Here is a 26,457-nt window from a genome sequence, read left to right as displayed (position 1 = left end):
AATAACTATAGTAAGTGTTCTGAGATGGAAGGTGGGGAAAACGTGCCGAAAACAACAAACCTTATACAAAAACAGAAAGAACTCGCGAAGCTGATTGACCGGTTCTCGCCCGGGGAAGGGGCTCACGCGACGGACATACCATCCTTATACTGTATTCGAAGCTCGAAGATCACCGAGCCAATCTATAGAGTTCATGAACCTGCTTTATGTATCGGTTGCTCAGGGTAAAAAAGAAGTGATGCTGACAGAGGAGAGATATCAATACGGACCTTCGGATTATCTTGTGGTTTCGGTTGATTTGCCGGTATCGGGGCAGATTATTGAAGCTTCATCCGATGTGCCGTACTTGTGCTTCAGGCTTGATTTTAAGCCTACTCAAATTGTAGAGATTCTGGAGGAGTCCGAGCTTCGCGCGGTTCAACCAGGGGAATCCAGGCGTGGGCTGTTTATCAGCCAAACAAGCACTTCCCTTCTTGATGCCGCTATAAGGCTTGTACGGTTATTGGAGACACCTGAGGACATTAAAGCTTTGGCGCCGATGTACATTCGTGAAATCTTGTACAGGATTTTGAAAGGGCAGCAGGGGGATGTGCTGAAGCAGATTGCTGTGGAGGGAAGCAGCGCTTACCGGATCAAGGAGGTCATCGAGCAAATCAAGGAGAATTATGCCCAGCCACTGCGAATCGAGGAGCTGGCCGAGCTGGCTAATATGAGCCCTTCATCGTTGCATAGACATTTTAAAGAGGTCACAGCGATGAGCCCTTTGCAGTATCAAAAAAGAATCAGATTGCAGGAAGCGCGGCGCCTGCTGTTATCCGAAACTGCTGATGCGGCGGAAGCCGCTTTTCAGGTAGGCTATGATAGTCCCTCCCATTTCAGCCGTGAGTATGCAAGGTTGTTCGGCCTGCCGCCGATCGCCGATATGAAACGACTGCGCGCGATGGTGTAGCAGGCTATTCTGACAGGGGGACGTTGGAATCCGCAAACTTAATGCTCTGATCGCGAATTTGAAACAGAAGGAAGCAGCTGGTCAGCCGGCTGCCTCCTGATTTTATTGCCACTTCTCATGCAAGTGCCACCCGTTTCTACAACTCATCCCGTTCCATTGAGCTGTAATTCACCAGCTTCCCATGGAATACATCTCTCCCAATACCTCAAGCCTTTATCAAATCAGCCGAAGAAACGATCTGAAGCTTGTGTGGATACCCTCACAATAATTTGCTCAAAAATGCAACCAGAGACCGAAAACCAGAAATGGCGATGGAGGGAACCTTATATGGCAAGATTAAGATTACTAAAGATAATAGTCTAATTTTGAAGTGTTCTAAAAATCTAGAACACAACTGTAATGCAAAACGACAGCCGAACGAATTTCAGGTATCCACTCCTGATTTCGCTCGACTTTTTTCTTAGGCAGCCTTTGTTTGAAAGTTGTAGTTGTTACTTTGACTTGGTGTCCAACAGGTGTTGAAGCGCGGCGATACCTCGAACCTGCTCAACAAGTGCATTATCAATATATTGGAGAGATTGGAGGATCATCTCCTTAGCCTGAAGCACGTTACTATTATCAATATCCGCTAATACCTCACGAACAATATCCAAGGAGTAAACGACGCGCTGAATGGTTCGAATGATATGTACTCTTCTAATATCAGCTGTGGAATATATACGAAATCCGCTATCTTTGTCCCGTTCAGGATTTATTAAACCTTCCTTTTCCCAATGACGAATGGATGAAGCAGATACGTTTGCTTCTTTAGCTACCTCTCCAATGGTGAAATTACTTTTATGATTGTATTTATGAATATTGGTTAATTCCGTTAATTCCGTTGAATCAAGTATTTTAGCTGTTCTTTGCACTGTTTCCTTTTCAGCATGGAGGTCAACCTGCGCTTTGTTAATTAGCCATAAGGCATCATGTATTTTGCTATTTATGATCAGAGGCATCACCTTTTTAACCAAGTCCATTCCGAATCCAGCATTTAGTGCACGTATGCATTGAAAATATGCCTCATGCTTACTTGTATAGATCCGATATCCATTTTCTGCTCTCTCTACTTCTGGAATAAGTCCCCATGATTCATAATGTCTTAATGCACTTGTGCTTATATTTAATTTCTTAGCGATTTCAATGCCTTTCATTACATTTCTCCTTATTCTACCCTACAATTTATAGTTAAAGCAGATGACGGGTTCCTTTATTATAATTCAATAATGACAGTATATGTATTTATTAAACCTTAGCATTTGCATGCATGTTGTACGATTAAAATGTTAGGTGGGTTTTATTCGACTTACCTTACTTAGTTTTTAAAACAAAGGAGAAGAATCAGATGACTAATCTAAAAGTAGAGCAAACCATTATACCGTATTTCATGGTACTAAATGCATCCAAGTTCATTCATTATACTCAAAATGTTTTCAATGCCGAAGTAGGAACTATTGTAAGACTGGAAGACACGGAGGGTGTAATACATGCAGAAATGAGAATAGGAAACAGCACCATCTACTTTGCTGATACATCTGCTGACGGAAGCTGCGGACCAGGAGTGTGTGGGGAGTTAAATACAGAAGGACTTGTTCCGATCCAGATGTATATATTTGTTGAAAATGTTGCTGATACTTATAAAAAGGCAATTGCAGAAGGAGCAACACCTCTAATGGAACCTTCAGAAGAAACAGGGAATATGGGTGGTTTTGTTGATCCGTTCGGGAATCTATGGTGGGTTAAGTGAAAAAAGTAGAATTAAACCGCAATAGAATCATTCCGATTTTTGACTGTGACTATGATTTATTTGATAACCATTTAGAATTTTATACAGCTCTAGGATTCAATATTGTGTATTATCAGAAGGCTCCTTACCGTTTTGCTTCTGTAAGAAAGGAAGGTATTGGAGAATTCAGCTTTTATGGTGTAAAAAATTTTAAAGTAGAGGGGAATACCGGAGGATGTTATGTCGTTGTACCAAACATTCGAGAAGTGTATGAACAATTCAAGGTAAAGCTAAAAGACTATTACGGAAAAATTCCATCAAAAGGTATGCCTAGAGTCTCAAGGCTAAATAAAACAGCGGAAGACTGGAGAGTAAATATTACGGATGCTAGTGGGAATTACATCATAATTGGAGAGAGCATTGGGGATTCAATTCCATTAAAGGAAGGAGAAGACGAAAGAGACAAGACCCTTAAATCGAAGTTTGAACGGGCATATGAGCAGGCTTACCGTTTTGCTTATTCAAAAGAAGATTTTTTGGCAGCAAGAAATACGTTGGAAGTCGCATTCCATAAGCTCGAAGGAGAGATATCAAATGAGGTTTTATTCAAAGCATTAGTGCTGCAGGCAGAGATTTTTAATTCATTGGGTCAATTCAAGAAATCTAAAGATACAATACAAGAAGCAGACAACATTGAGCTGACTATAAGTGAAAAAGAAAAATTTAAGGACTTTGTTGATCGTCTCAGTGAACTCCAATTGGAAAACGAACCAGTGAATATCATGGGTTCAGGGGACATAAATGATTGAGTATGTGCACACTAGTATATATTGCAGTGGCAAGTTTAATGCACTTGTAGTAACTCATGCATAAATTATTGGGGGAAGGAAGAGGGGTGTTAGGTTGCCGCCTCTTCCTTTCTTTTATCATAAGTAATCTTTGCTACGGCATCGTGTAAATGAATGGATTCCTCGTTCCGACACTCTACTGTAAAAGCCCATACAGCGTTCATTTCATATAAATCAGCAGCTACAAGGCGTACCATATCCTCTACAAAGCGAGGGTTCTCATATGCCTTCTCCGTCACGGCTTTCTCGTCTGGACGTTTTAGAATCGGATGTAGTGCACAGCTTGCATTGGATTCTGCTGCTTCCAGAAACGCCGTTTTCCAATCCTGTACAAAGTATGCATCCGGATCCGGATTAACCTCGGCTGTTATTGAGATGGTGCCGCGCTGGTTATGAGCACTGTACTCGCTGATTTCTTTGGAACATGGACATAAAGTGGTTACTGCCACACGCAAGCCCAGCGTGATGGTTGGCTGCTTTTCTTTTTCATAGCTTATCTGAATGGAAGCCTCTGCATGACTTAGTCCTGTTCTTCCCGTGACCGGGGCGGAGCGCTCGTAGAACCAAGGGAAGGTCATCGTTAGTTCGGATCGGTCTTGACCCATATCATTGGCAAGCTCTTGGGCAAATTCAATCAATTCGGGTAATTCAGCCGACCAGCTCTTCTGACGATATCGCTCCAATTGCTCAGTGAGCCGGCTCATATTGATACCCTTCGATTCTCGGTGCAGGCTGGTTGCAAGCGAGATCGCAGCAATACTGGTTTGGAGCCGGGGCTCTAGATCAGAATGAACCTGTATGGGGTGCTTGACCGCAGAGATCCCGACATGATCTATGGGGAACAAGTAGTCTTCTCGACTATTTTGAAGATCAGCCATTTGTTCTTTTGTTGTTGGTTTGTTTCCTGGAATGGGATCCGTGGAGCCGAAGCGCCGATGTCGTTCCGGCTTCGCAGGGAGAATGGGTCTATTGTTAGAAGGTTTCATTAATTACTCCTCATCTTGTAACGGTTGAGCGTTTATGATCGTAAACATGATGAGTACACACGAATGGTGCTGGATCTTAAGAAGACTTCATCGTAACATTCATGGATTCACAAAAAGCGGTCCATTCCGCAAGCATTTGATTCTTGTCCAATTGCATGCCTATTACAACTAAATAGGGGGTACCTGGATATACGGAAGTTGTCCAATTCATCCTGCCCCCTGCAAATTGAAACAATTCGACTTTTTCATCAATACGAATATAGCCCTTCATTCGAACCAATTGTGGACACCAATGACGAAGGAATTGTTCCAATTCAGCTTTATTGAAGGATATGGCTTCAGGAATAGGAAGAGTAATCGATTTAATGTGAGAATAAGAGGGTTCAAGGATAGGTGTATTAGTGAATTCCTCCGCAGGATTCGTAAGATTTTTATGAGGTGTGATCCCTTCGAGCAGTGAAGCGACATTGATCTCACTATGCACAGTATAAAGAATTTCCGCATGTTCATTTTGCTTACGAACCACTTTTTCAATCTTGGCTAAAGCTTGTGAAGAAGCCAAGTCCTTCTTGTTCACAACGATAAGGTCGGCTACTTCAATTTGTCGGCGAAGTGTTCGAACAAGCTGGCGGTCAGCAGCAAAAATGCTATTATAGTCGAGCGTATGCTCGGCATCCAATACGGTGATAATTCGTTTGTTTTCAACTTCGTTGCGAAACGACTCTGCCAGTATATCAGCAATTTCTTCAGGGTTCGCAACGCCCGTAAGTTCAATAAAAATGAAATCAGGCTGTCTTTGCAGCAGCAGGCGCAAGGCCCCGTCCAATTCCGCCTTTTTGTCACAGCAGACACATCCATCTAACAGTCTTTCAATTTGCACCTCGCTTTGCTCGCTGATCAGTTGACCATCTACATCTTGCCGACCCAGTTCGTTCATTATTACGCCAGGTTGTAACCCCCGTTTTTTTGTTTCCTCTAACATTTGTAGAAGCAGTGTTGTTTTGCCACTGCCCAGAAAGCCACTTAAGATAAAGGTCGGAATTCGCACAAGAATCATCCTCTCTAATTTATGGATTACATACTTTTAAGCGTTGATAGAAATCTATTAGTAGATATATGCTTCTTTAAATCGTAATTATTACAATTAATAAAAATGAAGTTGAATATAATTTCCTACCCATTGCCATCTAGTATTTGACATATTAAATAAAAGGAATTATATTATCGAGTATAAATCGTAATTCTTACGAATAATTTCGTGAGCCCATATATATTTAAAGGAAAAAGCTGAAAGACTCAAAGGCGAGTACCCGTGACCTAGCGGATATCTGGGGTTCAGGTTATTCGACGGTATTAAATTACTTCTCGAAGTCAGTCCAATATGGCATTTTATGTGCTCAAGTTGTGTGACATCTATTCATTTTATGTATGTAAATAGCAGGCAGGTGATTAGGTTGGAACCAAGCACGAAGCTCGATAATTTGATTGCCTTCCTGGCTGAGAACAGCGTCCGAATTACGGCCAAACGGACATTTTTACTTGATTTAATCGTAAGGTTAGATCGTCCGTTCTCAGCCATAGAGGTATATCAAATGATGGAAAAAAGCTTTCCTGGATTGAGTTATGGGACGGTTTATCGGAATCTTGAGCTTTATAAAAAATATCGGATCATTGAGGTTTTCGCACTGGGTAATGAACTGCGTTATCGTGTCATCGATCATATCAGGCCACAGCTGCATTTTATTTGTATGGACTGTAAGCACACCATCCCGTTAACTTTTGACCCGGAACAGATGAAGTTGCCGAAGCCTGAACAGTTTAGATCCATGAATTACAAGATTGATGTGTTCGGATACTGTATGGATTGCGAAGACGAAGAGAACCCTTAAAAGCGATGAGCAGAAGTGAGATTTAAGAAGATAGCCGCTTGAGAGGAGGGCAGATATATGGCTGAACATGCGAGAAGTGCCAACCAAGAGATAGAACAAGTGATAAGTACGCACAGTAGAGAACAGTGGCACCGGGAGAGAGGTAGAATTAAGGGAATGGATGGCGATGACTAAGCACAGAAAACGAGATAAGCAGACGGTTTGGCTAGGTGATGCTGAATTTGACGCAGAACTACTTCCTGCATTAACGTATTTCAAACGGGCGGGAATACAGACAGAGTTCTCTTGTGCTGGCGTCAGTCTGTTGGATGAGCCGGAGAACCATTCCCTCTATGCTTACATCACATTCATCACCTCTAAGAAAACAGAGTCGTTTATTGAGTATTCCATGGAGCGTATGAGACACCGTTTGCTTGTTACATACGAGCCCTCGAGGAAACGATATGATCCGTCTTCCTTTTTTATTGGGCATAATCGCCGATTCTGCACGTTAATGAATCAGTACGCTCAAGGATTTTACCTAAGCCAGTGTTAAAATAAACGATACACAGCATTTATCCTCAAATCGAGAGCAGACTGATATTTAACTTATATCGGGCTGTTTTTGTTTGTCTTGATTCTTTCGATGTATAACATGAAATTCAATTTAGGACTCAAATGAATGAGGTTGAAAGGTCGGTTTATATATCCCTATCCCTATTACCTTTACAGTCACAGTAGTATAAACTATCATGAAATAGTGGGGGTGTTGAGATGAGTAAAAATAAAATAACATCCGACCTGCTGCGCGGACATACCGATACGATGATATTACGCTTACTATCCGAGGCGGATCGTTACGGTTACGAGATCGTGAAGTTGATTGCAGAACGTTCAGGCGGAGAATATGAACTAAAGGAAGCCACGATGTACTCCAGTGTTAGGCGGCTTGAGGTTGAGGGTGATATTGAGTGGTACTGGGGCGATGAATCGCAGGGCGGAAGACGGAAATATTTTAGGATCACAGAGAAGGGCAGAGAAACTTATCATCGTAATATAGAAAACTGGGAATATGCGAAGCGAGTTCTTAAGGACTTATTATGAGGAGCTGATCGATCCTATGGATGAGAAGTTGGTCAATTATTTAAACGCAGTGTTCGCACCGTATGATGGAGTTAAGAGCGTTGAGGAACTGAAGAGTGATCTGCTCCATGATCTGAATGACCGGTATCGGGAACTCCAAGAGCAGGGCAAGGATGAGGAAACGGCCTTCAAGATGACCATCGATAGTATTGGTGACATCGAACAAACGGTACAGGAGGTTGCAAGCCTGTCACGCACGCTGGAGAGGCAGGTGCTCACGAACTTTAGTGCGAGTAATTTACCGAAGAGCGACTTTGCTGATGTAACGGTACATAAAGGGAAATTTGCGTCGAGTGCATTACAGGGCTCTGACTTCTCCAATGCAGATTTGACGGGAAGTACGTTCTCAAGCAGCGATGTACGGGATGCAAATTTTGATGGAGCGAACCTGACGGACTGCAACTTCTCATCACTGGATCTTTCGAATGCGAGCTTTAATACATCGGTGTTGGTACGAACGAATTTCAACGTTTCCAGCTTGAACGGTGTGAGGTTTGTTGGGGCGAGATTGACAGACGTCAAGATTAGCACGACCGATCTTAGGAAGACGACGTTTGAGAACTGTATCTTCGTTGGAGTAGACTTCAAAAATTCTGACCTTACCGGTCTTTGTCTTGACGGACAGAGCTTTACCGGTGTCAGATTCGAGAAGTGTGCTTTAACTGGTGCTTCCTTTAAAGGTGCGTGCTTGCGAGATGTTTCCTTCCAGCCAGGATTTACGTTGACTAAGAAATATTACCGTATGATGAAGACGATTTGTTTTGACAATGCGGTGATGGACAAATTGACTTATGCCGCACTCAAAGGAATGGAAGCAGATCTATCTAAAGTCATCGTCAAATAAGCAGAGCTCGTGAAAAATGAAGCTGGGGAACTGCCGCATTGAGCCATTGTTCGTCAGCTGTATAGGATAAATCATAGGCCGTCCTACATGATCGTAGGACGGCCTATTTTATCTCCACAGAGCGGACCCTGATAAGATATGATCCTCATTATGGCTACTTACATCGTGCTCGTATCAATAACGAATCTGTACTTCACATCCGAAACGAGGACCCGCTTGTAGGCTTCATCAATCTCATCAGCGGATATAACCTCAATCTTCGGAGCGATATTATGTTCTGCGCAGAAATCCAGCATTTCCTGGGTTTCACGAATACCTCCAATCATGGAGCCTGCGAATGAACGGCGATGTCCTATGAGAGACATGACATGAAGTGACAGCGGCTCTCCAGGCGCACCGACGTTCACCAATGTTCCGTCCAGTGTGAGTAGTGAGAAATAAGCATCCATATTCAAGCTGGCGCTTACCGTGTTAATAATTAAATCAAAGGATCCCGCTAGTTTCTCGAAGGTTTCCGGATCACTTGTAGCATAGTAGCTGTCTGCGCCAAGCTGCAAGCCATCGTCCTTCTTCTTCAGAGATTGGGACAGAACGGTTACCTCGGCACCCATGGCATGTGCAATCTGAACCGCCATATGACCAAGGCCACCCATGCCGACCACAGCGACTTTCTTGCCTGGAGCAGCTTCCCAGCGGCGAAGCGGTGAATAAGTCGTAATCCCTGCACAGAGTAGTGGGGCTGCTGCGTCAAGTTCAATGTTATCTGGAATTCGGACGACAAAGTCTTCAGTTACGACAATATGGGAAGAATATCCCCCTTGTGTCGGTTCGCCATACTTGTCTACACCCGCGTAAGTAGGAATGTTCCCTTTGAGACAGTATTGCTCTTCTCCTTTACGACAGTTCACACAATCCCCGCAGGAGTCCACCATACAGCCAACGCCTACCCGGTCGCCTACTTTATATTTGGTTACTTCGGAGCCCACATCGGTTACGATTCCTGCAATTTCATGTCCAGGTACGAGAGGGTAGTTCACTTCTCCCCATTCGCCGTGAGCGGTGTGGATGTCAGAATGGCATATCCCCGCGTATTTAATTTCAATCAGGACATCCTGTGTATCGAGATCCCGTCGTACAATTTCAGCTGTTCGAAATGATTGATCTGGACCATCTACAGCTCGTGCTTTAGCTGTTATCATAAATGTAACCTCCTAGAGTTAAAGTTTTATTGTTCATGAGAAAGGAAGTATTCCGGTAAGAAAGGAAATCATGCTTGATCGATTTAAAATATCCTCAATCCATTCCCTACCCTAGAAACTTCTCTTGCAAATTCATGTTAAATGTTACAGTTAACTCTAAGTCAAGCCACATCGATAGATTTTTACTAAAATCGTACCTAAGTCGCATGAAATGGTCTTGCTTTGACATCATTAATAGTCCTTGATAGAATACCTAGAGTTAACTCGAAGTGTATGTTTAAGAGGATAGGAGAGTAGAAGATCGCATGAAGACATATACCATTAGTGAAGTAGCCAAAGAGTTGAACCTTACACCCTATACGTTGCGTTATTACGATAAGGAGGGTCTGCTGCCATTTGTAGAACGGACAGCGGGTGGAAGAAGATTGTTTAAGGAGTCCGACATGGACGCCTTAAAAGTAATTGAATGTCTGAAGCTGACCGGAATGCCGATCAAAGAAATTAAAGACTTTATTGACTGGTGCTCTGATGGAGATGCGACATTACAGCAGAGACATGATATGTTCATCGAACGAAGAGCCACGGTAGAAGCACAAATGGAAGAACTGAAGAAGACGATGGAAGTTATTGAACATAAATGCTTGTATTACAAGACCGCACTCGATGCCGGAACAGAAGACATTCATAAGAAGAGAAGGATAGAGAGCCCTCATTAAGCAAAGAACCAGCTGAGATGAATTGGACCTCTAGTTAGATTGTCTAACTTAGGGGTCATTTCAAGCGAATGGATGTGTTCGAATGCAGAAACGAATCCTGCTGGTAGCCATATTTCTTATGCAATTTCAAAATTTTGGATTTCTACTGGATATGGATCTGCATACGAATCTAGTAAACGCCGTACTGTGTCTGCTCGGATTGGGGAGTGTATACCTGGCGATTGCGACCGTAGATACCGGGGAGATATAACGGGCGCATATAAATCAACAGCGATCATCTTCTAAGTTGAAGACGGTCGCTATTTTGCATTACAGACAGCATACTGCGGCAGGATATGCTCTTTTAACAGTCTAATGACATGCTCATTTGCTTCGACGACAGTGACGCTCTTCACATTATCTTTCTCGGAAACCATATAGGCATAATAGCCAAGGCCAAGACCGAAGGTAAGCGCATTGCCAAAGGCCGCTTCAACAGGCTCCTTCATCGTTTCGATCTTCGGAAACACCGTAGGCCGTAATCTCCTGAATCCCCTCTGTGGTGATAAGGTCAGGCGCTTGGTTCAGGTATTGGCTCAGCAATGCAAATACGGTCCGGTTATCTTCTTCAATTCGAGCCATTGTTTCTTTGTCTAGTTTCATATGTGCTCCACTCAAAAAAACGGGATTCAATATCGCGGATAAGTCGTTCATCTTAAAAATATTTAAATGTGTGAGTTAACAATTCGGGAACGGTATTCAATTGGAGAAATGCCGAAATGCGTGCGGAATACCCGGTGAAAATAAGAATAACTGGCAAAGCCGCAAATCTCGGCAATATGCTCAAGTGTCATTTCGTTACTATACTTCATTTGCTCCACGGCAGCTTTAAGCCGGATTTCAATGGCATATTGGACCATTGTTTTTCCATAATGCTCTTTGAATAAACGAACTGCGCTGGATAAGCTGAGACCCGCATAGCTCGCTGCTTCTTCCAGCTTGAAGGTGGTTGTCGCATGCTCCTCGATGAATCGCTTTAGCTTCAGGGTTGAGGTTCCTTTGAGCCCTGTCTGGACATGTTCAGAGATCGCTCTGTCAATATATAAGCATAGTCCGCGAAGCAGCACATCCTCCAGCTCCGTGTTTTCCTCTAATGAACCCCGTCGTCTTTCTAACAGCAGATTGCGCCATAGTCCGATGAGCTTCTCATCCAGCCCAACCCGGCTGACCGCAGGCCTCGATCTTCTTCTGTTCCACCAGTCATCAATCCAGGGTCCTTGGCAGAACAGATAATAGTCCCCACTGGACAATCGACCCTCGTTCGCAGGCTCTTCTACGACAAGGTGATAGTCATCACCTGGCTTCAGAAGCAGAAGATCTCCGGTTGTGAGCGTGTGCTCTTGACCCAGCGAATAAACTTTGCAGCTTCCCTCCGTTTGCAGCCGAAAAAGATAGTGGGGTAATCCGCTTTTTGTATTTTGAATGAACGGCTTGTAATGATAGGAATAATCACATAGGAGAAGGGTTGTATCCACGGAATTCTAGGCCTCCTGTCAAAATAATGAGCAAATAGTTCATGTTATGATCATATTGGATATGTTCATTTTAGCCCAATTCGACTTACAATGTAACTAGTTCGATTCAAACGGATGCTGGCGACCCGGATTCACGAAAGGGTTTTAGTAAATACCGCAGGTTTGATACGAACCTTTGTGAAAATTAGCGATTTAGTGCATATGCAGATGTTTAAAGTTCGTAATCCTACTACAGAAAGAGGTAATAGATGATGAGAAAGATCAATATCGGGCTACAGTTGTACACACTTCGTGAAGAGACCGCAGCGGATTTCAGAGGAACACTCAAGAAAGTGGCTGACCTTGGATATGAAGGTGTTGAATTTGCCGGCTATGGTGACATTCCTGCTGAAGAAATGAAAGCGCTTTTGGACGATCTGGGTCTTAAGGGCTTCAGCAGTCACGTTTCCCTTCATGCGATGCGTGCTGACCTGCAGAAGGAAATTGATTATCTCAAAACGATCGGTGCTGAGTATATGATTTGTCCATTCCTAATGCCGGAGGATCGCCCGGAAACGGCAGAAGGCTGGACGGCATTATTCACTGAGCTTGAGCAGATTGGTAATGAGGTCCGCAAGCAAGGCCTGATCTTTGGCTACCATAATCATGACTTCGAATTCCATGGCACGGTTGGAGACAGCAATGCTTTTGACGCGATGTTCGCTGAGACTTCCCCTGCAGCGGTTCAAGTTGAGATGGACGTATGCTGGGTACAATTCGCAGGTCAAGATCCAATCGAGTATATCGGTAAGTATACAGACCGCCTGCCACTGCTCCATCTGAAGGATTTCAGCAAAGATGGGCAGGGTCAAATGAAAACACTTGAGCTGGGTCAAGGCTCTGTGAATCTGCCAGCTGTTATTGACGCTGCGGATCAAGCAGGAGTACAGTGGCTGATTGTTGAACAGGATGTCTGTCAGAATCCACCGCTTCAAAGCATTGAGAACAGCTACAACTGGGTAAAAGAGTATTATCTTAGTAAATTGGGCTAACCGTTCATTTTCGTCTATTCAAACTAATAAACTAACTAAATTCACTAAAGGAGATTCGACATGACAAAAATTAAAGTTGCCGTATTCGGCTGTGGTGCGATTGCTGAGCGTAGACATATTCCGGAATACGCGGCAAATGAACAAGTAGAGCTCGTTGCATTTGCAGATCCGATTATTGAGCGTGCCGAGAAAATGGCTGAAACCTACGGTGGTAAAGGCTATGCGAGCTATGAAGAGCTGCTTGCCAATGAGGAAGTAGATGCGGTCAGCGTGTGTACACCGAACTATTTGCATGCTTCCATGGCGATTGCAGCAGCAAATGCAGGCAAGCATGTGCTTGTGGAGAAGCCGATGGCATGTACAGCTGAAGAAGGCGAGCAAATGATTGAAGCAGCGAAGAAAAATGGGGTGTTCCTCATGGTAGGACACAACCAGCGTCTCATGCCGCCTCACGTGAAGGCCAAGGAATTGCTTGAGTCAGGCAAACTGGGCAAAGTACTAACTTTCCGTACTTCTTTTGGACATCCGGGTCCGGAAGCATGGAGCGTGGACGGTGCTGGCAGCTGGTTCTTCCGCAAAGAAGAAGCAATCATGGGCGCAATGGGCGACCTTGGCGTGCACAAATCTGACTTTATTCGTTACCTGCTGAACGATGAAGTGTCCGAAGTTGCCGGCTTTATCAGCACATTGCATAAGGAAGGCACAGAAGTGGACGACAATGCAACCTGCATCCTGCGTATGAAGAGCGGAGCGGTTGGCACATTGGTAGCCAGCTGGACCCAGTACAAAGGCGGAGACAACAGTACCGTATTGTGGTGCGAGAACGGCGTGATGAAGATCGGTACAGTTGAAGGTGATGAGGTCATTGTTGAGCTGACGAATGGTACGGTTGAGACGTACAAAGTCGGCGCAATGGCAACGAATGAAAAACAAGTACCAAGTGGCGTGATCGACGCTTTTGTTGAATCCATCGTGACAAATACGCCGCCATCTATCTCTGGAGAAGAGGGACTGAAATCACTGAATGTCATTCTTGCTGCATTCGAATCACAGAAGACAGGTCAGATCATCAAACTGTAAATTCAATAGTAGTATGCGAAGGGACCCTTTGAGTATAGCTCAAAGGGTTTTTTTGTGATTCTAAACCTTCGTGGTTAGCTATAAATCGAGGCGGAGTTTGGCGTGACATACGAACTAACGTACAAGAATGACTATCCGCTGCTTTATAATGCTCCTGAATTAACACAGCAGGTTGCTGATTATCTCAAAAATTGCTGTAAAAGCAGTGGGACACGTGGTTTGCGGTTATTACGGGTTATAAAACGAATCTGCAGGAGATAACGGATGAAGACGGCGGCGAGAACTCCCGCCGCCGTTAATTGTTTGTGCAGATGTAATAGAAATTATAAAAAAAGACATCGAGTTTCGCATGGTAAATGCCAATTCAATCGATGTCTTTCTGTTTGAAAGAGAAGCAGTTCTAAAACATATTATTCCGGTTTCTCGTTATTTGTCGTGTAGTACAGACGGAAGATGATGTCTTGATTATGATTACCGAAGCCAGAGCCGAACAGCGTCACACCACCAATATGTTCAGCATCTTCTTTGACAGCAATACGGAAGGACCAATAACTATTGCGGATGCCGATATCATCAATCGTGACGTCCGACAACTTGATGCCGTCCATAAATGTTCCTTCTTTTTTAATGATGAGATGCTTCAATAAGCCGTACTGATTCACACTTTCAAACCACCAAGGCGGGTTCAGCTTGCCTTTGCCCCCAAAATCTCCAGGGCTTGTCCACATCCCTACCTCGACACCATTGACAATGAATGTAATATCAGATGGCCAATGATTATTGGTAAGCGGAGCTTCAGAAGAGATCTCCATTGATATTTCCAGTTCTTCTGGAACCTCGTCACCCATCAGATAGTTCGGAATTTTATATTCGACATAACCTTGTCCAAACCACAATATTTTTGCGTTGAGACGATCCGGATCGAGAAAGTAGCGTGGATCATCAAAGATTCCGATGACGGAGTCTCGTGTGCATATTCCACAGGTAGGCTGGATATGTACATCAGTAAAGTGACCAATGGATATTTCGGTTTTGCGAATCTCCCTCGGAATGACATCTTTAATCGGGAATGCGATTTCAAGATTATCCATACTAAGGGAGCATACCTTCTGGGCAGCGCCGCCCTTGCCTGGGGCCATCGTCGATTCGATGATTCCGGCCTTCTCTAGTTTCTTTACATGCATAGTCATGATCGCACTGCTAAGTCCTAGCGCTTCTGCCAATTCTTTAATGTTCATTGATTTCTGTGACAAGAGATGAACGATTTGAATCCGTACATTGCTGGAGATAGCCTCAAATATATGCAAATTCTGTTCAGCTAATTCAATTCTCAATGTTATTCCTCCGAACGGCGATGATTTATTAATGTATATGTAAATCATACATGTAGAACTTTATAATATATGATTCTCCGCACGTTCACAAGGTATTATTCAACTAAAAAAGATAAGATAATCTGCTGTCGACGTGATGGCAGTGAGGATAATCGCGCCAGAGCAGCGGTTTATCCAGCGATGATAGCTTTATATATTCAACGAAATAGAACGAAAGAGAATGTTTGATGAACGGAGATAAATATCTATATTCTATATGGATATTCAAAAGGTTAATGAATATATGAATTAATAACGAAAATGTAATTGACAGGAGAAACAATTCATTCTAATATTTAGGTGAATTAATGAATAAATTTGTGAATTAATAAACAAATGTGTAAATCAATTCGATGAGACAGGAGATTGACATCCATGGGAAATGAAATTCAATTTGTTAACCCTATTATACCTCAACGGGCTGATCCTTGGGTATACAAACATTCTGATGGCTACTACTATTTTACAGGCTCCGTTCCAGAATATGACAGAATTGAAGTTCGTAGAGCCAAGACGATTCAGGAGCTGGGTAAGGCTGAACCGGTTGTGGTGTGGCGCAAATATGATGAAGGCATGATGAGCGCTAATATATGGGCTCCCGAGATTCATTTCATAGATAATAAGTGGTATATCTATTTTGCCGCAGCCAGAACAACGGAGACGGTGGAAGGACTATTCGATCATCGGATGTTTGTTTTGGAGAATGCTTCAGAGAATCCATTAGAAGGCGAATGGACAGAGAAGGGGCAGATCAAGACGAAGTGGGAGTCTTTTGCGCTGGATGCTACGTCTTTTGAGCACATGGGTAAGCGCTATCTCGTGTGGGCTCAGAAGGACCCTGATATTGTCGGTAACTCCAATCTGTATATTGCTGAGATGGAGAATCCATGGACTCTTAAGGGAGAACAGGTTATGATTGCCGAGCCGACGTATGATTGGGAGAAGATCGGATTTCTAGTAAATGAAGGAGCTGCTGTGCTACACAGAAATGGCAGAATTATCGTCTCCTTTTCTGCTAGTGCTACAGACTATAATTATGCTATGGGACTGATCTATGCAGATGAAGACAGCGATCTTCTGTCACCGGACAGCTGGACCAAGCTGCCTGATCCCGTGTTTGTAACCAATGAAGAGACAGGGCAATACGGACCGGGGCATAACAGCTTCACCGTATCTCCGGATGGGTCTCAGGATATTCTCATTTATCACGCAAGAAATTATAAAGATATTGAAGGGGATCCTCTCTACGATCCGAATCGTCATGCGCGTGCCCAAGTGTTTAGCTGGAACGAAGACGGGCTGCCTGACTTTGGTGTTCCTGTCCCCGATGGAGGGGTTGTAAACCGCTAAACTGGCGGCTTGCAAATAAATATGAGCGGAATGGATAAAAGTGGTTGACAATGAAAGCGCTATGAATTATGATATGTTTGCAAAAACATTAATGATTAATGTAAATGTTATCAATGTTTTTTATGCCTGTACGGGAGCACTCCTAGGCAAGCTCCTCGACAGCAGATCAGCAAGTTTGAAAGTTGGAGTAAAAGGCAGCCCATGATTTAAATCTTTGAATGCGGTTTCATGAAAACATTGATTTTGAAAAGCACTGGGGGGTTCTTAAATGAATCGTAAAAAAGGTCTTTTGACAATCGTTTCTATGCTTCTGTTTGTTATCGTTCTCGCTGGATGCAGCAGTGACGATAAGAACACAATTACATTTTGGACACCGCTGACTGGTGAAGACGGGGCTTATATGGATCAGCTCGTTAAAGAATATAATGCGACTGAACCTGAAATGAAAGTAAAACATGTGATTACCTCTGATATGTATACGAAACTATCCACAGTAATTAACTCCGGTAAAGGTATTCCAGATTTGACCATTATCCATGCTGACCGCGTACCTGGCTATGTGAAGCAAAATGTACTTGAGCCAATGACAGGAATTCTATCCGCACAGCCTGAAATTAATGAAAGCAACTATTTGCCTCAAGCATGGTCAACAGGTACGATCGATGGAACTCAGTACACAGTACCTCTTGATATCCACGCTAACGTAATGTACTACAACAAGGATTTGCTTGCGAAGTACGGTGCAGAATCCTTCCTTGATGATAACAATGTAACAGTGGAAGAAATCCTGTCTCTTCAAGGAAAAATGGAAGAGGGAGACTATGTAGTTAACGATGCGCTTCTTGGGTGGGCTATGCTTGGACAGCTGCAGAACTTAGGCGGCGATGTACAGCAAGATGGTCAGCCGGCAGTAAATACACCTGAAATGAAACAAGCGTATGAGTCCGTTAAGCAAATTGCCGATGCAGGCCTGATGACTCCATTTGGTGAAGACGGTTACCTGATGTTCCAGTCCGGCAACGTTCTCTTCTCCACAGATGGAACTTGGAGCTCGACTGCTCACGCAGCGGTGGAAGGTTTGAACTTCGGTGTGACGAACGTCTACTCTGCTAGTCCTGATAAATTTACAAACCGCTCTTCTTCCCACTTGTTCGCCATGCTGAATAACGAAGCAAGAACAGATGAGAAGGAAGCAGGAATCGGCAGCTTCCTGGAGTTCATACGCCAGAACTCCATTGAATGGGCTAAAGCAGGTCAGATCGTAGCAAGTAAACAAGTATTTGAAAGTCCTGAATACCAAGATTATATGCAATCCTTTTTTACGACAGACGAGAAGCAAATTGAATCTCTGTACATCTATACTTACGAATATTATCCTTATGTAGCTGAAGTGGTAGATAAATACTCTAATGATATTATTCGAGGCAACGTAGATATGGATGAAACCCTACAGACGATGCAAAAAGAAGTCGAAGATAAAATTGCTCAAGGCAGTACCGGGGCTCAGTAAAGCAGACGTCAAGACGAGAATATATAAGATGAATTGAAGATGACTCAGGGTTCAACATTAATCTTTAGTACATCGATTTAGTACAAAAGTAATGTGCCATTTATGGCACATTACTTTTCCAAAAGGAGAATTGAAAGGCTATGAAGAAGAGATCCTTTGCCCCTGTTTTCTTTGTTGGGCCCCATCTTATTTTATTTCTGATATTTATTCTAATACCGACGATCTACGGTATTTATGCTTCATTCACTCAGTGGAATTTAATTAATGACCCGGTTTGGGTTGGTCTTGATAACTATAAAACGATTCTTTTTGATAGCGAATCTACTTTTAATTATCAATTTTATAATGGTTTGAAGAATACCCTGCTCTTTGTTCTTCTGAGTGTTCCGATCTTGATCGTGATCCCTCTGATGATTGCTGTGGCACTGGAGCATAAAAAAGTGAAATTGAAGGGGACCATTCAATCGATCATTTATATTCCAGGCCTCATTTCTATTTCTGCAGCTGCACTGATCTGGTCTTTGATCTTCAACAAACAGCTAGGTGTTACCGGTAATGTATTCGGATCGGAGACGGTCTGGGCGGCAACTCAGCCATACGCCTGGATTATTATCATTGTTATTACGGTTTGGGGCGGGGTTGGCGGTAATATGATTATTTATCGTGCCTCTATCAATGGTGTTTCCAAGGATTTATATGAAGCTGCCGAGATGGACGGAGCAGGTTCTGTTCGCAGATTTTTCAGCATAACGCTGCCGTCTATTCGTTTCCCGCTCATTTATACCTTTGTTATGACAACTGCCGGCTCCTTTAACGTATTTGGTCAGCCACTCATGATGACTGACGGCGGACCGCAACAGAGCACACACGTACTTATGATGTACATCAGACAACTCGCATTCGGTTCAGGTGAATCCTTGGCTGGTATGGCATCTGCAATGGCAGTGCTGCTGGGTCTCGTTATATTGGTTATTTCGGCATTGCAATATTATGTAATGAACCGAAATGCGAACTAGGAAGTGGATACGGAAGGGGCAGATGGTTCAAAATGAAAAAGAAAATCAATATTTCGAAATATATATCATACCTATTTCTTATAGCGATTTGTGTCATTTGGGCGATTCCTGTTCTATTTGGGATTACGACATCGTTTCGTTCCCAGACGGAAGTGGTTTCGACCGGCTTCAGATTGCTGCCGGTTGACTGGGACTTCAATAACTATGTGACCATATTGGAGAATACGTCCACTGCTCCGATCTTGCGCTGGTTAATGAACTCTTTATTTATTGCGATTTCGCACACCGCCCTGGTTATTGTAATAATATCAATCACAGGCTATGGCTATACACGCATGAACTTTAAGGGAAGAGACACTTTATTCTTTACCTTGCTCGGAATTTCGTTCTTTCCAGCAGTCGTAAACTTGATTCCTTCATACAAGATCATTGAAACTCTCGGTTGGGTAAACACTGCATGGGCGATGATTATTCCGGGTCTTGCGGGAATGGGGAACATCTTCTTGGTAAGGCAGTTTATGAAAGGCATTCCACACGATCTGGATGAATCTGCACGCGTGGATGGAGCGAGTGATTTCAGAATCTATTTCTCTGTCATTCTGCCGTTGGTTAAACCGGTATTGGTCGTTTGCGGCTTGTTCTCATTCATCGGTTCCTGGAACGACTTCCTATGGCCGGTTATCGTATACACGGATGTAGAGAAGATGCCAATTACAGCAGGCTTGCTCTTGCTTCAAGATATTTATGGTAACTATCGATTGATTGGACAACTCATGGGATCTGCGATGCTGGCGATTATTCCTACACTTATATTATTTATCTTTGCACAGAAGTACTTTATGCAGTCCATTAACCTGAACTCAGGTATTAAAGGTTAATTTATGAGGACTACTGAACAGGAACCAGTCAATGTCCAAGCAAAAAGAAGCTTTCTCCATAGTGGAGAGAGCTTCTTTTTGTTTGTAATATAGTTAGCCTAGGTAAATATCTTTTGGAGCGCATTCCTTAATAGCCTTCTGATTAACCCGGAGCTCCTCGATGTAGGAGTCGATAATATGCCCCAGCTGCTTAACCATTTCCTTCTTGATTTGATTTATGTAATCCTCAGGACAGAACGCCGAGCAGAGGATGGTTCCATTCGCATAAGATTTGGTTCCGGGCTGATGGTATTTAGTTTAGATAATTTCACTTTGGGATTTATGCAATATCCTCATTCATGAAAGTGAAGTGGAGGTGCCAGTACAATAGCCTCATACGGCTTAAGATTACCGCTTTTAAGATCAATAATTTCATTAGACTCTTTGTAATTCCCAATAAGAAGACGAGCGTCAGCCAATCGTTCGATATCATTAGGATCAAGGGAGTAAGCTGCTTCTTCCTCTGAGAAATTAAGCAAAACGAGCCAAGTCTGATCCATAAATAAACGTAGATATGCAAATATTTGAGAATGATCTGTTAGAATGGCTTTATACTCTCCATAAGTAAGTACAGGATTGTTTTTACGAATCTCAATAAGCCGTCGATAATAATTTAACACGGAATATGGATATGATTCCTGTTCTTTGACGTTAACCTCCTTGTAATTGGGATTTGCAGGAAGCCAAGGCTCTCCTGTAGTAAATCCGGCATGATTGCTCTCATCCCAATGCATAGGGGTTCGTGCGTGATCTCTTGCTTTTCTTCGAATTCGCTGCATGATCTTCTCTTCATCTTCTCCTCGTTCATTGACCATGACATCGTAATAGGCAAGCGCCTGTTGTTCTTTAATATCATCGATAGAATGAAGCTTGGGATTGTTGGTCATACCTAGTTCATCACCTTGCAGTATGAAGGGTGTTCCTTTCAACGTATGCAGCATTGTTCCGATCATTTTGGCGGATTGAACCCTATACTCGCCGGGATTGCCAAAGGTATTGACCAGTCGAGGCTGATCATGATTGCTGAAGTAAAGACCGAACCATCCTCCGGGGTCGCCTACGTTTTTTTGCCATTTCTGCATCACCTCCCGCAAATCGTCAAGAGACCATTCTTTTTGTTGAAATTCATCTTCAGGAAGATTACCGAGCGTACTTGCTTCAGGTGAGATAACCATGGACAATTCTTTGCGATCTGGATGTGTATAGTCGAGTACATCCTGCTCACTGATATAGGACATTTCACCAGCAGTGAAAATATCGTATTGCGAGAACACTTTTTCATTCATTTCCTGTAAATAATCGTGAATATATGGACCATTCTTAATGAAGGGTTCGCCGTTCGATTGCAGTCTGGACAGATCCGAATCAGGGAAGGTCTGATCCTTGGAGATCGCATTTACTGCATCGATACGAAATCCGTCGATTCCCTTATCCAGCCAGAATCGCATCATCTTATACATGCTTTCGCGCAGATCAGGATTGTCCCAATTCAGATCCGGCTGGGTGGAGTTGTAGAGATGCATATAAAATTCCTGATTCTCCTCATCGAAGGTCCAGGCGGATTTGCCAAGATAAGAAGTCCAGTTATTAGGGGGGCCGCCATCTGCTCCGGCAGGTCTCCAAATGTAGTAATCCCGGTATCGACTATGCTTGTCGGAGCGAGACGCTTTAAACCAGGGGTGCTGATCAGAAGTATGGTTTAGAACCAGATCCATGATAAGTCCCATATCTCTCTTATGGACCTCTTCCAGAAGGAGCTCAAAATCCTTCATTGTGCCGTATTCAGGCTGGATCGAATAATAGTCGGTAATATCATAGCCATGATCGATGTCCGGTGATTGGTAAATGGGGTTCAGCCAAAGGGCAGTTACTCCTAAACTCTGCAGGTAATCAAGCTTGGATATAATTCCGGGCAGATCCCCGATTCCATCCCCGTTACTGTCTTTAAAGCTGCGAGGATAAATTTCGTAAATGATATTCTGTTTCCAAGCTTTTTTGTACTTGATATGCATGAGATACCCCTTTCGCATTCTAATGAGTATTGTTTAGAGTTAATACCCGAAAATGAACAGGGGAAATCGTCAATAAGGCCGATTGCAAGGCTGATTAGAAGCTGTTGCTGGCAAATAAAGAATGATTATGAGGGAATGGGGTTAAAATACAATCGATCCTTTACAATCCAACACAGCAGGGAGTTTTTTTAAATTGTGGGAAACCCTATTGTCCTATTTCCCCGACTGGGGTATCTGGATCCAGGCGGTTGTCGTATTCGTCATTCCCGTTGTACTGATGAAGGCTGCTGCTGACCTTAATCGTTATGTTAAAGCAACGAACCGAAGCAAGAAGGCGAATACTTCCTCCGGAGAAGTAAGCAGCTCTCCTGAGCAAGACAACAGTTCCGGTCAGGGTAAAGACGCTAATCAGTCACAACAAGAATCCGGTCAGCCGCTAACAGGCAACTACGATTCGGATATTCAGCTTATAAAAAAGAGTATTGGTGACAATTCGGACGTGCATATCAAGGAATTTGTCATTAAGGGCTTGAACAGCCGTGCTGCCATTATCTATGTAGATGGACTGACAGATACTGATCTAATCAACACTCATGTTCTTGCTCCATTAATGAGAGATGGAATACCGCAAGCCGAAGCAGAGGAACTTCATTCAAGTGAAGATCTGGAGAAATATTTGCAGCAAAAACAGCTTCCGGTCATAGGAATGATGGAGTCGAAGCAGCTCGTCCCTACTGTGGAGAAGATGCTGGCAGGCTACGCCGGTCTCCTCGTTGACGGAGCTTGCGGCGTGATGATTGTAGGCTCGCCCAAGGGTAAGCAGCGGAGTGCTGAAGAGCCTTTGTCAGAAGCGCTGCTTCGAGGTCCAAGGGTCGGCTTTACGGAGAAATTGAATGAGAATACAGGACTTTTGCGGTTACATGGCCGAAATAGCAGTCTTCAAATCACTCAGCTTGAAGTAGGGAATCGGGTGAAGAAGGATATTGTCATAGCTTACATGAACGACATTGCTGATCCCCAGCTGATAGAAGAAGTTCACAAACGAATCGAACAAATCAGCATTGATGATCCGCTCGAATCAGGATATATTGAGCAATTAATTGAAGACAACTGGCTCAGTCCCTTTCAACAGACTCAAAACACGGAAAGACCTGACAGAGTAATTGGCGCTCTTCTGGAGGGACGCGTCGCTATTCTGCTGGACGGAACTCCCTTTGCTTTAATTGTACCGGTATCGTTCAGCATGCTGCTGCAGTCACCAGAGGATTATTATGAACGCTGGGTTTGGGGAACCTTCATCCGGCTCATTCGCTATTTGGCTACTTTTATCGCTTTGTTTGGACCAGCGATGTATATCTCTTTCATTTCGTTTCATCCGGGACTCATTCCCACCAAGCTGGCACTCACGATTATCAATACGAGGGCGGGTGTTCCGTTTCCTTCTATTATAGAAGCGCTGATTATGGAGATAGCTATTGAAATCTTGAGAGAAGCAGGAATACGTCTGCCCAAGCCGGTTGGACCGGCGATGGGCATCGTCGGCGGTCTCATTATCGGAGAAGCTGCTGTTCAGGCAGGTATTGTCAGTCCTTTCCTGGTCATTATCGTAGCGGTAACGGCGATATCCTCGTTCTCCATACCGATGTATAGTGCCGGCATTACAATCCGGGTGCTCCGATTCGCTGCGATGTTCAGCGCAGCCCTGTTTGGGCTGTTTGGGGTCATTATGTTCTTCTTGCTGCTATGCAGTCATCTTGTGAGACTCAAGAGCTTCGGTGTTCCTTATACCGCCCCTATGATCTCTTACAAGCCTGCCGACTGGAAGGACTTTGTCGTGCGCGCTCCCATGTTCATGATGAGAAAGAGGCCCAGCACGACGAGGGGCCGGGACCGGGATCGCATGAAATCATAAACTTTGGCGAATAGAAAAGAGTGATGGCCTAAAATGAGCAGCAATCTGAATAAGGCAGAAGATCAAATCACCACAACCCAGGCTGCTGTAATTGTAATCAACTACATGCTTGGCGCCGGAATCCTGACGATGCCGAGGACGATGGCAAAGGCGGTTGGGACACCGGATGTCTGGATTTCAGTCCTCTTGTCGAGTGTGATTACCTTTACTGCAGGTATCATCATAGCTCGTTTATGCATGAGATTTCCCGGTAAGACCGTGTTTCAGTTCACGAGTGAGATCACGGGAAAATGGATTGCCTATATCATCTGCTTTTCAATTATTAGCTACTTTGTCACCATCTCCGCCTTTGAAATCCGGGTGATGGCGGAAGTGACCCGGCTGTATCTGCTGGAAGCAACCCCTGTATGGTCCTATGTCATGATCTTTATGTGGGTGGGCTTCTATCTGGTGATCGGCGGCATTAATCCCATCGCTCGGCTGTATGAGATCATCCTTCCGATTACACTGGTCATTTTTGTCGTCATCATCCTGCTCAGTGTCCGCTTATTTGATATCAACAACCTTAGACCTGTGCTCGGGATGGGAATCATGCCGGTTATTAATGGTATCAAGCCCTCATTGTTGTCATTTACTGGGTTTGAAGCGATGTTTGTCGTCATGGCCTACATGAAATATCCGAAGCAGGGAGTAAAGGCGGTCGTTTACGGAATATCTGTACCGCTGGTCATTTATTTAATTACCGTCATTATGGTCATTGGCGGTTTGTCACTGGAAGGAACCGTAACGAAAACCTGGCCGACGCTTGACCTCCTGCGCAGCTTCGAAGCCGAAGGTCTCATCTTCGAGAGGTTTGAATCCTTGCTGCTGGTCATTTGGATCATGCAGATTTTTTCTACGTTTACCATTACTCATTATGCTGCGTCGCTTGGCGGGGCCCAGCTGTTTAAAGGACGGAAAATTACGCCTTTTCTGCTGCTGCTCCTGCCGGTCAACTATATCATTGCCCTGCTGCCGAAGGACATTAATGAAACGTTCATCCTTGGTGATATATTGGGCAATTTCTCACTGGTGCTGTTCTGCGGACTTCCGCTAGTTCTTCTCATCATTAGCCTCATCCGTAAGAAAGGGGGTAAGCAAAGTGAACAACCTGCGTAAAACGATCAAGCTGATGGCTATCTTCTTCCTGACAGTCTGTATGACCGGCTGCTGGAACAGCAGGGAAATTGAGGATTTGAGAGTATACGTCGGTGTTGGACTGGATGTGGCGGATGAAACCAAATTTGAAAAAAAGGTGAATGAGCGCGGAGGGCATTACCCTAAAAAGAATGTGCTGACGGCGACCGTACAAATCGTGCCAGGAACGAAAGAGCAGGCAGCTCAAGGACAAGGCGGTCAGGCAGGTGAATCGTATCTTAATGAAAGGCTCACCGGCGATTCTCTGCTGCAAATATTCAGGCAATTCTCTCTTCGAAGAGATCGTCCTCTAATCGGCCACCATTTGAAGGTTATTGTCATTTCTAGTGAATTAGCGACCAAGTATAGTCTTGAGCAGCTGCTTGATTTTATTTTGCGCGACAATGATATCAGGCCCAGTGCTCTTGTCTTGATCAGCCAGCAGAAAGCTATCGATGTGCTGAGTGCCAATCAGCCGGGCGAAGTTCCAGCCTTTAATCTGAGAGGCCTTATCCGCAATCGCCAGCGTACGAACCGAATTCTGCCTGCCATTTCGCTCGGGAAGCTGGAGGGCTTAATGCAGTCCAGACAAAGCTTTGTATTGCAAAATGTCATCATGGCGGAGAATGAATTAAAATTTGTCGGCGGGGCGCTTTTTGAAGGGGATACGAATAAATATATTGGCAGGCTGAATCAAGTGGATGTTGAAGCGATCTCCTGGATTGAAGGGAATCCGGGCGGGGTGCTCAAAGCTTATACGGACGAAGGCGATACGATTGTATATGAGATCGCTTCAATTAGCAGCAAAATCACCCCTAAGCTGGAGGGAGACGAGCTCTCTATTCACATTGATGTGCAGTCAAAGGGAAGACTGATTGAGGATTGGAGCTATCCTGAAGAATCCACGGATTCGGCATATATTGAAGAGCAGGAAGAGAAATTTAACGAAACCGTGAAAAATGAAATTAAAACACTTCTAGTCAAGCTGCAGCATACATACCGTGTCGATGTGGTCGGCTTTGGTAAGGAGGTACGAATTAAATACCCAAGATATTACAACAAGGTGAAGGACCGTTGGGATGAAGTATTTAGTGAAATCCCAGTTACTTATGATGTAGATCTGGAGATTATAGATTACGGATCAACGTTGGAATGACCAGAGGGAGTGGAGAGGATGAATCTGCTGCAGAAGCTGGCTCGAAGGATCATTATAGGTAATTGTTACAGTCGAGGCGGTATTATCCATTT

General features: G+C 43.9%; 26 protein-coding genes and 1 pseudogene. 18 read left to right on the top strand and 9 right to left on the bottom strand.

The genetic code is table 11. From position 1 onward, the window contains the following. The first annotated feature begins 24 nt into the window (after positions 1-24). Positions 25-949 (top strand): annotated as a pseudogene (locus tag BM415_RS22225) (AraC family transcriptional regulator). 491 nt (positions 950-1,440) lie between these two features. On the opposite strand, the gene BM415_RS22220 reads toward BM415_RS22225, so the two are convergent. Next, a complete protein-coding gene (locus tag BM415_RS22220) occupies positions 1,441-2,142 on the bottom strand; it encodes a MerR family DNA-binding transcriptional regulator (RefSeq protein WP_091161414.1) in 702 nt (233 codons plus the stop codon). Between the two features lie 191 nt (positions 2,143-2,333). Here BM415_RS22220 and BM415_RS22215 point away from each other — a divergent pair, with 191 nt between their 5' ends. Beyond that, entirely contained in the window at positions 2,334-2,735 is a 402-nt protein-coding gene (locus BM415_RS22215) for a VOC family protein (protein WP_091161412.1), read from the top strand. Continuing rightward, on the top strand, positions 2,732-3,523 hold the full coding sequence (locus BM415_RS22210; RefSeq protein WP_091161411.1) for a hypothetical protein: 792 nt from the start codon (positions 2,732-2,734) through the stop codon (positions 3,521-3,523). The genes BM415_RS22215 and BM415_RS22210 overlap by 4 nt, the downstream gene beginning before the upstream one ends. 89 nt (positions 3,524-3,612) lie before the next feature. On the opposite strand, the gene folE2 is transcribed toward BM415_RS22210, so the two are convergent. Together folE2 and BM415_RS22200 are read right to left on the bottom strand one after the other, a co-directional pair. Continuing rightward, the gene (gene folE2 / locus BM415_RS22205; protein ID WP_091161409.1) at positions 3,613-4,548 is read right to left on the bottom strand and encodes a GTP cyclohydrolase FolE2; all 936 of its coding nucleotides are present in this window, start codon (positions 4,546-4,548) and stop codon (positions 3,613-3,615) included. A gap of 76 nt (positions 4,549-4,624) precedes the next feature. Beyond that, a complete protein-coding gene (locus tag BM415_RS22200) occupies positions 4,625-5,596 on the bottom strand; it encodes a CobW family GTP-binding protein (protein WP_091161408.1) in 972 nt (323 codons plus the stop codon). A gap of 406 nt (positions 5,597-6,002) precedes the next feature. Between BM415_RS22200 and BM415_RS22195 the strand changes: the two genes are divergently transcribed. The 4 genes from BM415_RS22195 to BM415_RS22180 all read left to right on the top strand — a co-directional run bounded on the left by BM415_RS22195 (position 6,003) and on the right by BM415_RS22180 (position 8,403). Then, complete coding sequence (locus BM415_RS22195; RefSeq protein WP_170862590.1) at positions 6,003-6,437, top strand: Fur family transcriptional regulator; 435 nt, start codon at positions 6,003-6,005, stop codon at positions 6,435-6,437. A gap of 166 nt (positions 6,438-6,603) precedes the next feature. Continuing rightward, on the top strand, positions 6,604-6,972 hold the full coding sequence (locus BM415_RS22190) for a hypothetical protein (RefSeq protein ID WP_244533685.1): 369 nt from the start codon (positions 6,604-6,606) through the stop codon (positions 6,970-6,972). Between the two features lie 218 nt (positions 6,973-7,190). Next, positions 7,191-7,520: a PadR family transcriptional regulator gene (locus BM415_RS22185; RefSeq protein ID WP_091161405.1), complete on the top strand. Its 330-nt coding sequence runs from the start codon at positions 7,191-7,193 to the stop codon at positions 7,518-7,520. A 16-nt stretch (positions 7,521-7,536) separates the two neighbouring features. Beyond that, positions 7,537-8,403, top strand: a complete 867-nt coding sequence (locus BM415_RS22180) for a pentapeptide repeat-containing protein (protein WP_091161404.1) — start codon at positions 7,537-7,539, stop codon at positions 8,401-8,403. Between the two features lie 158 nt (positions 8,404-8,561). Here the strand turns inward: BM415_RS22180 and BM415_RS22175 are convergent, their stop codons facing one another. Beyond that, complete coding sequence (locus tag BM415_RS22175) at positions 8,562-9,602, bottom strand: NAD(P)-dependent alcohol dehydrogenase (RefSeq protein WP_091161402.1); 1,041 nt, start codon at positions 9,600-9,602, stop codon at positions 8,562-8,564. Between the two features lie 305 nt (positions 9,603-9,907). Here BM415_RS22175 and BM415_RS22170 point away from each other — a divergent pair, with 305 nt between their 5' ends. Further along, the gene (locus tag BM415_RS22170) at positions 9,908-10,318 is read left to right on the top strand and encodes a MerR family transcriptional regulator (RefSeq protein ID WP_091161400.1); all 411 of its coding nucleotides are present in this window, start codon (positions 9,908-9,910) and stop codon (positions 10,316-10,318) included. A gap of 82 nt (positions 10,319-10,400) precedes the next feature. Beyond that, positions 10,401-10,568: a hypothetical protein gene (locus tag BM415_RS25270; protein ID WP_170862589.1), complete on the top strand. Its 168-nt coding sequence runs from the start codon at positions 10,401-10,403 to the stop codon at positions 10,566-10,568. Between the two features lie 49 nt (positions 10,569-10,617). Here the strand turns inward: BM415_RS25270 and BM415_RS22165 are convergent, their stop codons facing one another. The 3 genes from BM415_RS22165 to BM415_RS22160 all read right to left on the bottom strand — a co-directional run bounded on the left by BM415_RS22165 (position 10,618) and on the right by BM415_RS22160 (position 11,832). Continuing rightward, complete coding sequence (locus tag BM415_RS22165; RefSeq protein ID WP_139237049.1) at positions 10,618-10,827, bottom strand: hypothetical protein; 210 nt, start codon at positions 10,825-10,827, stop codon at positions 10,618-10,620. After that, positions 10,790-10,960, bottom strand: coding sequence for a hypothetical protein (locus BM415_RS25265; protein WP_170862588.1), 171 nt, complete (start codon positions 10,958-10,960; stop codon positions 10,790-10,792). Before BM415_RS25265 ends, BM415_RS22165 begins: the two co-directional genes overlap by 38 nt. A 62-nt stretch (positions 10,961-11,022) precedes the next feature. Next, entirely contained in the window at positions 11,023-11,832 is an 810-nt protein-coding gene (locus BM415_RS22160; protein WP_091161397.1) for a helix-turn-helix domain-containing protein, read from the bottom strand. A 251-nt stretch (positions 11,833-12,083) separates the two neighbouring features. Between BM415_RS22160 and BM415_RS22155 the strand changes: the two genes are divergently transcribed. Then, on the top strand, positions 12,084-12,863 hold the full coding sequence (locus tag BM415_RS22155) for a sugar phosphate isomerase/epimerase family protein (RefSeq protein ID WP_091161396.1): 780 nt from the start codon (positions 12,084-12,086) through the stop codon (positions 12,861-12,863). Positions 12,864-12,923: 60 nt separating this feature from the next. After that, positions 12,924-13,943 (top strand): Gfo/Idh/MocA family protein, encoded by a 1,020-nt coding sequence (locus tag BM415_RS22150; RefSeq protein WP_091161394.1) that lies wholly within the window; start codon positions 12,924-12,926, stop codon positions 13,941-13,943. A gap of 410 nt (positions 13,944-14,353) precedes the next feature. Here BM415_RS22150 and BM415_RS22140 read toward each other — a convergent pair whose 3' ends face one another. Next, positions 14,354-15,277, bottom strand: coding sequence for an ArsR/SmtB family transcription factor (locus BM415_RS22140; RefSeq protein WP_091161392.1), 924 nt, complete (start codon positions 15,275-15,277; stop codon positions 14,354-14,356). Between the two features lie 414 nt (positions 15,278-15,691). On the opposite strand from BM415_RS22140, the gene BM415_RS22135 reads away from it, so the two are divergent. The 4 genes from BM415_RS22135 (at position 15,692) to BM415_RS22120 (ending at position 20,070) form a co-directional block, all read left to right on the top strand. Next, positions 15,692-16,666, top strand: coding sequence for a glycoside hydrolase family 43 protein (locus BM415_RS22135; RefSeq protein WP_091161390.1), 975 nt, complete (start codon positions 15,692-15,694; stop codon positions 16,664-16,666). Between the two features lie 268 nt (positions 16,667-16,934). Then, positions 16,935-18,176, top strand: a complete 1,242-nt coding sequence (locus BM415_RS22130) for an extracellular solute-binding protein (protein WP_091161389.1) — start codon at positions 16,935-16,937, stop codon at positions 18,174-18,176. A 140-nt stretch (positions 18,177-18,316) separates the two neighbouring features. Next, positions 18,317-19,192 carry a carbohydrate ABC transporter permease gene (locus tag BM415_RS22125; protein WP_091161387.1) on the top strand — a complete coding sequence of 292 codons (876 nt, stop codon included), beginning with the start codon at positions 18,317-18,319 and terminating at the stop codon, positions 19,190-19,192. A gap of 32 nt (positions 19,193-19,224) precedes the next feature. Then, positions 19,225-20,070 (top strand): carbohydrate ABC transporter permease, encoded by an 846-nt coding sequence (locus tag BM415_RS22120; protein WP_091161386.1) that lies wholly within the window; start codon positions 19,225-19,227, stop codon positions 20,068-20,070. 332 nt (positions 20,071-20,402) lie between these two features. Here BM415_RS22120 and BM415_RS22115 read toward each other — a convergent pair whose 3' ends face one another. After that, on the bottom strand, positions 20,403-22,121 hold the full coding sequence (locus BM415_RS22115; RefSeq protein WP_244533683.1) for a glycoside hydrolase family 13 protein: 1,719 nt from the start codon (positions 22,119-22,121) through the stop codon (positions 20,403-20,405). 193 nt (positions 22,122-22,314) lie between these two features. On the opposite strand from BM415_RS22115, the gene BM415_RS22110 reads away from it, so the two are divergent. From BM415_RS22110 to BM415_RS22100, 3 genes are read left to right on the top strand one after another with little or no spacing between them, the layout of a single operon-like run. Continuing rightward, positions 22,315-24,033, top strand: coding sequence for a spore germination protein (locus BM415_RS22110; protein WP_091161383.1), 1,719 nt, complete (start codon positions 22,315-22,317; stop codon positions 24,031-24,033). A gap of 33 nt (positions 24,034-24,066) precedes the next feature. Next, on the top strand, positions 24,067-25,191 hold the full coding sequence (locus tag BM415_RS22105; RefSeq protein ID WP_091161381.1) for a GerAB/ArcD/ProY family transporter: 1,125 nt from the start codon (positions 24,067-24,069) through the stop codon (positions 25,189-25,191). Next, positions 25,175-26,365, top strand: a complete 1,191-nt coding sequence (locus BM415_RS22100; protein ID WP_244533681.1) for a Ger(x)C family spore germination protein — start codon at positions 25,175-25,177, stop codon at positions 26,363-26,365. Before BM415_RS22105 ends, BM415_RS22100 begins: the two co-directional genes overlap by 17 nt. The last annotated feature ends 92 nt before the right edge of the window (positions 26,366-26,457 follow it).

The organism is Paenibacillus sp. 453mf (assembly GCF_900116105.1).
In the GTDB taxonomy this organism is placed as follows: Bacteria; Bacillota; Bacilli; order Paenibacillales; family Paenibacillaceae; genus Paenibacillus; species Paenibacillus provencensis.
This window is presented reverse-complemented; position numbering and strand designations above follow the sequence as displayed.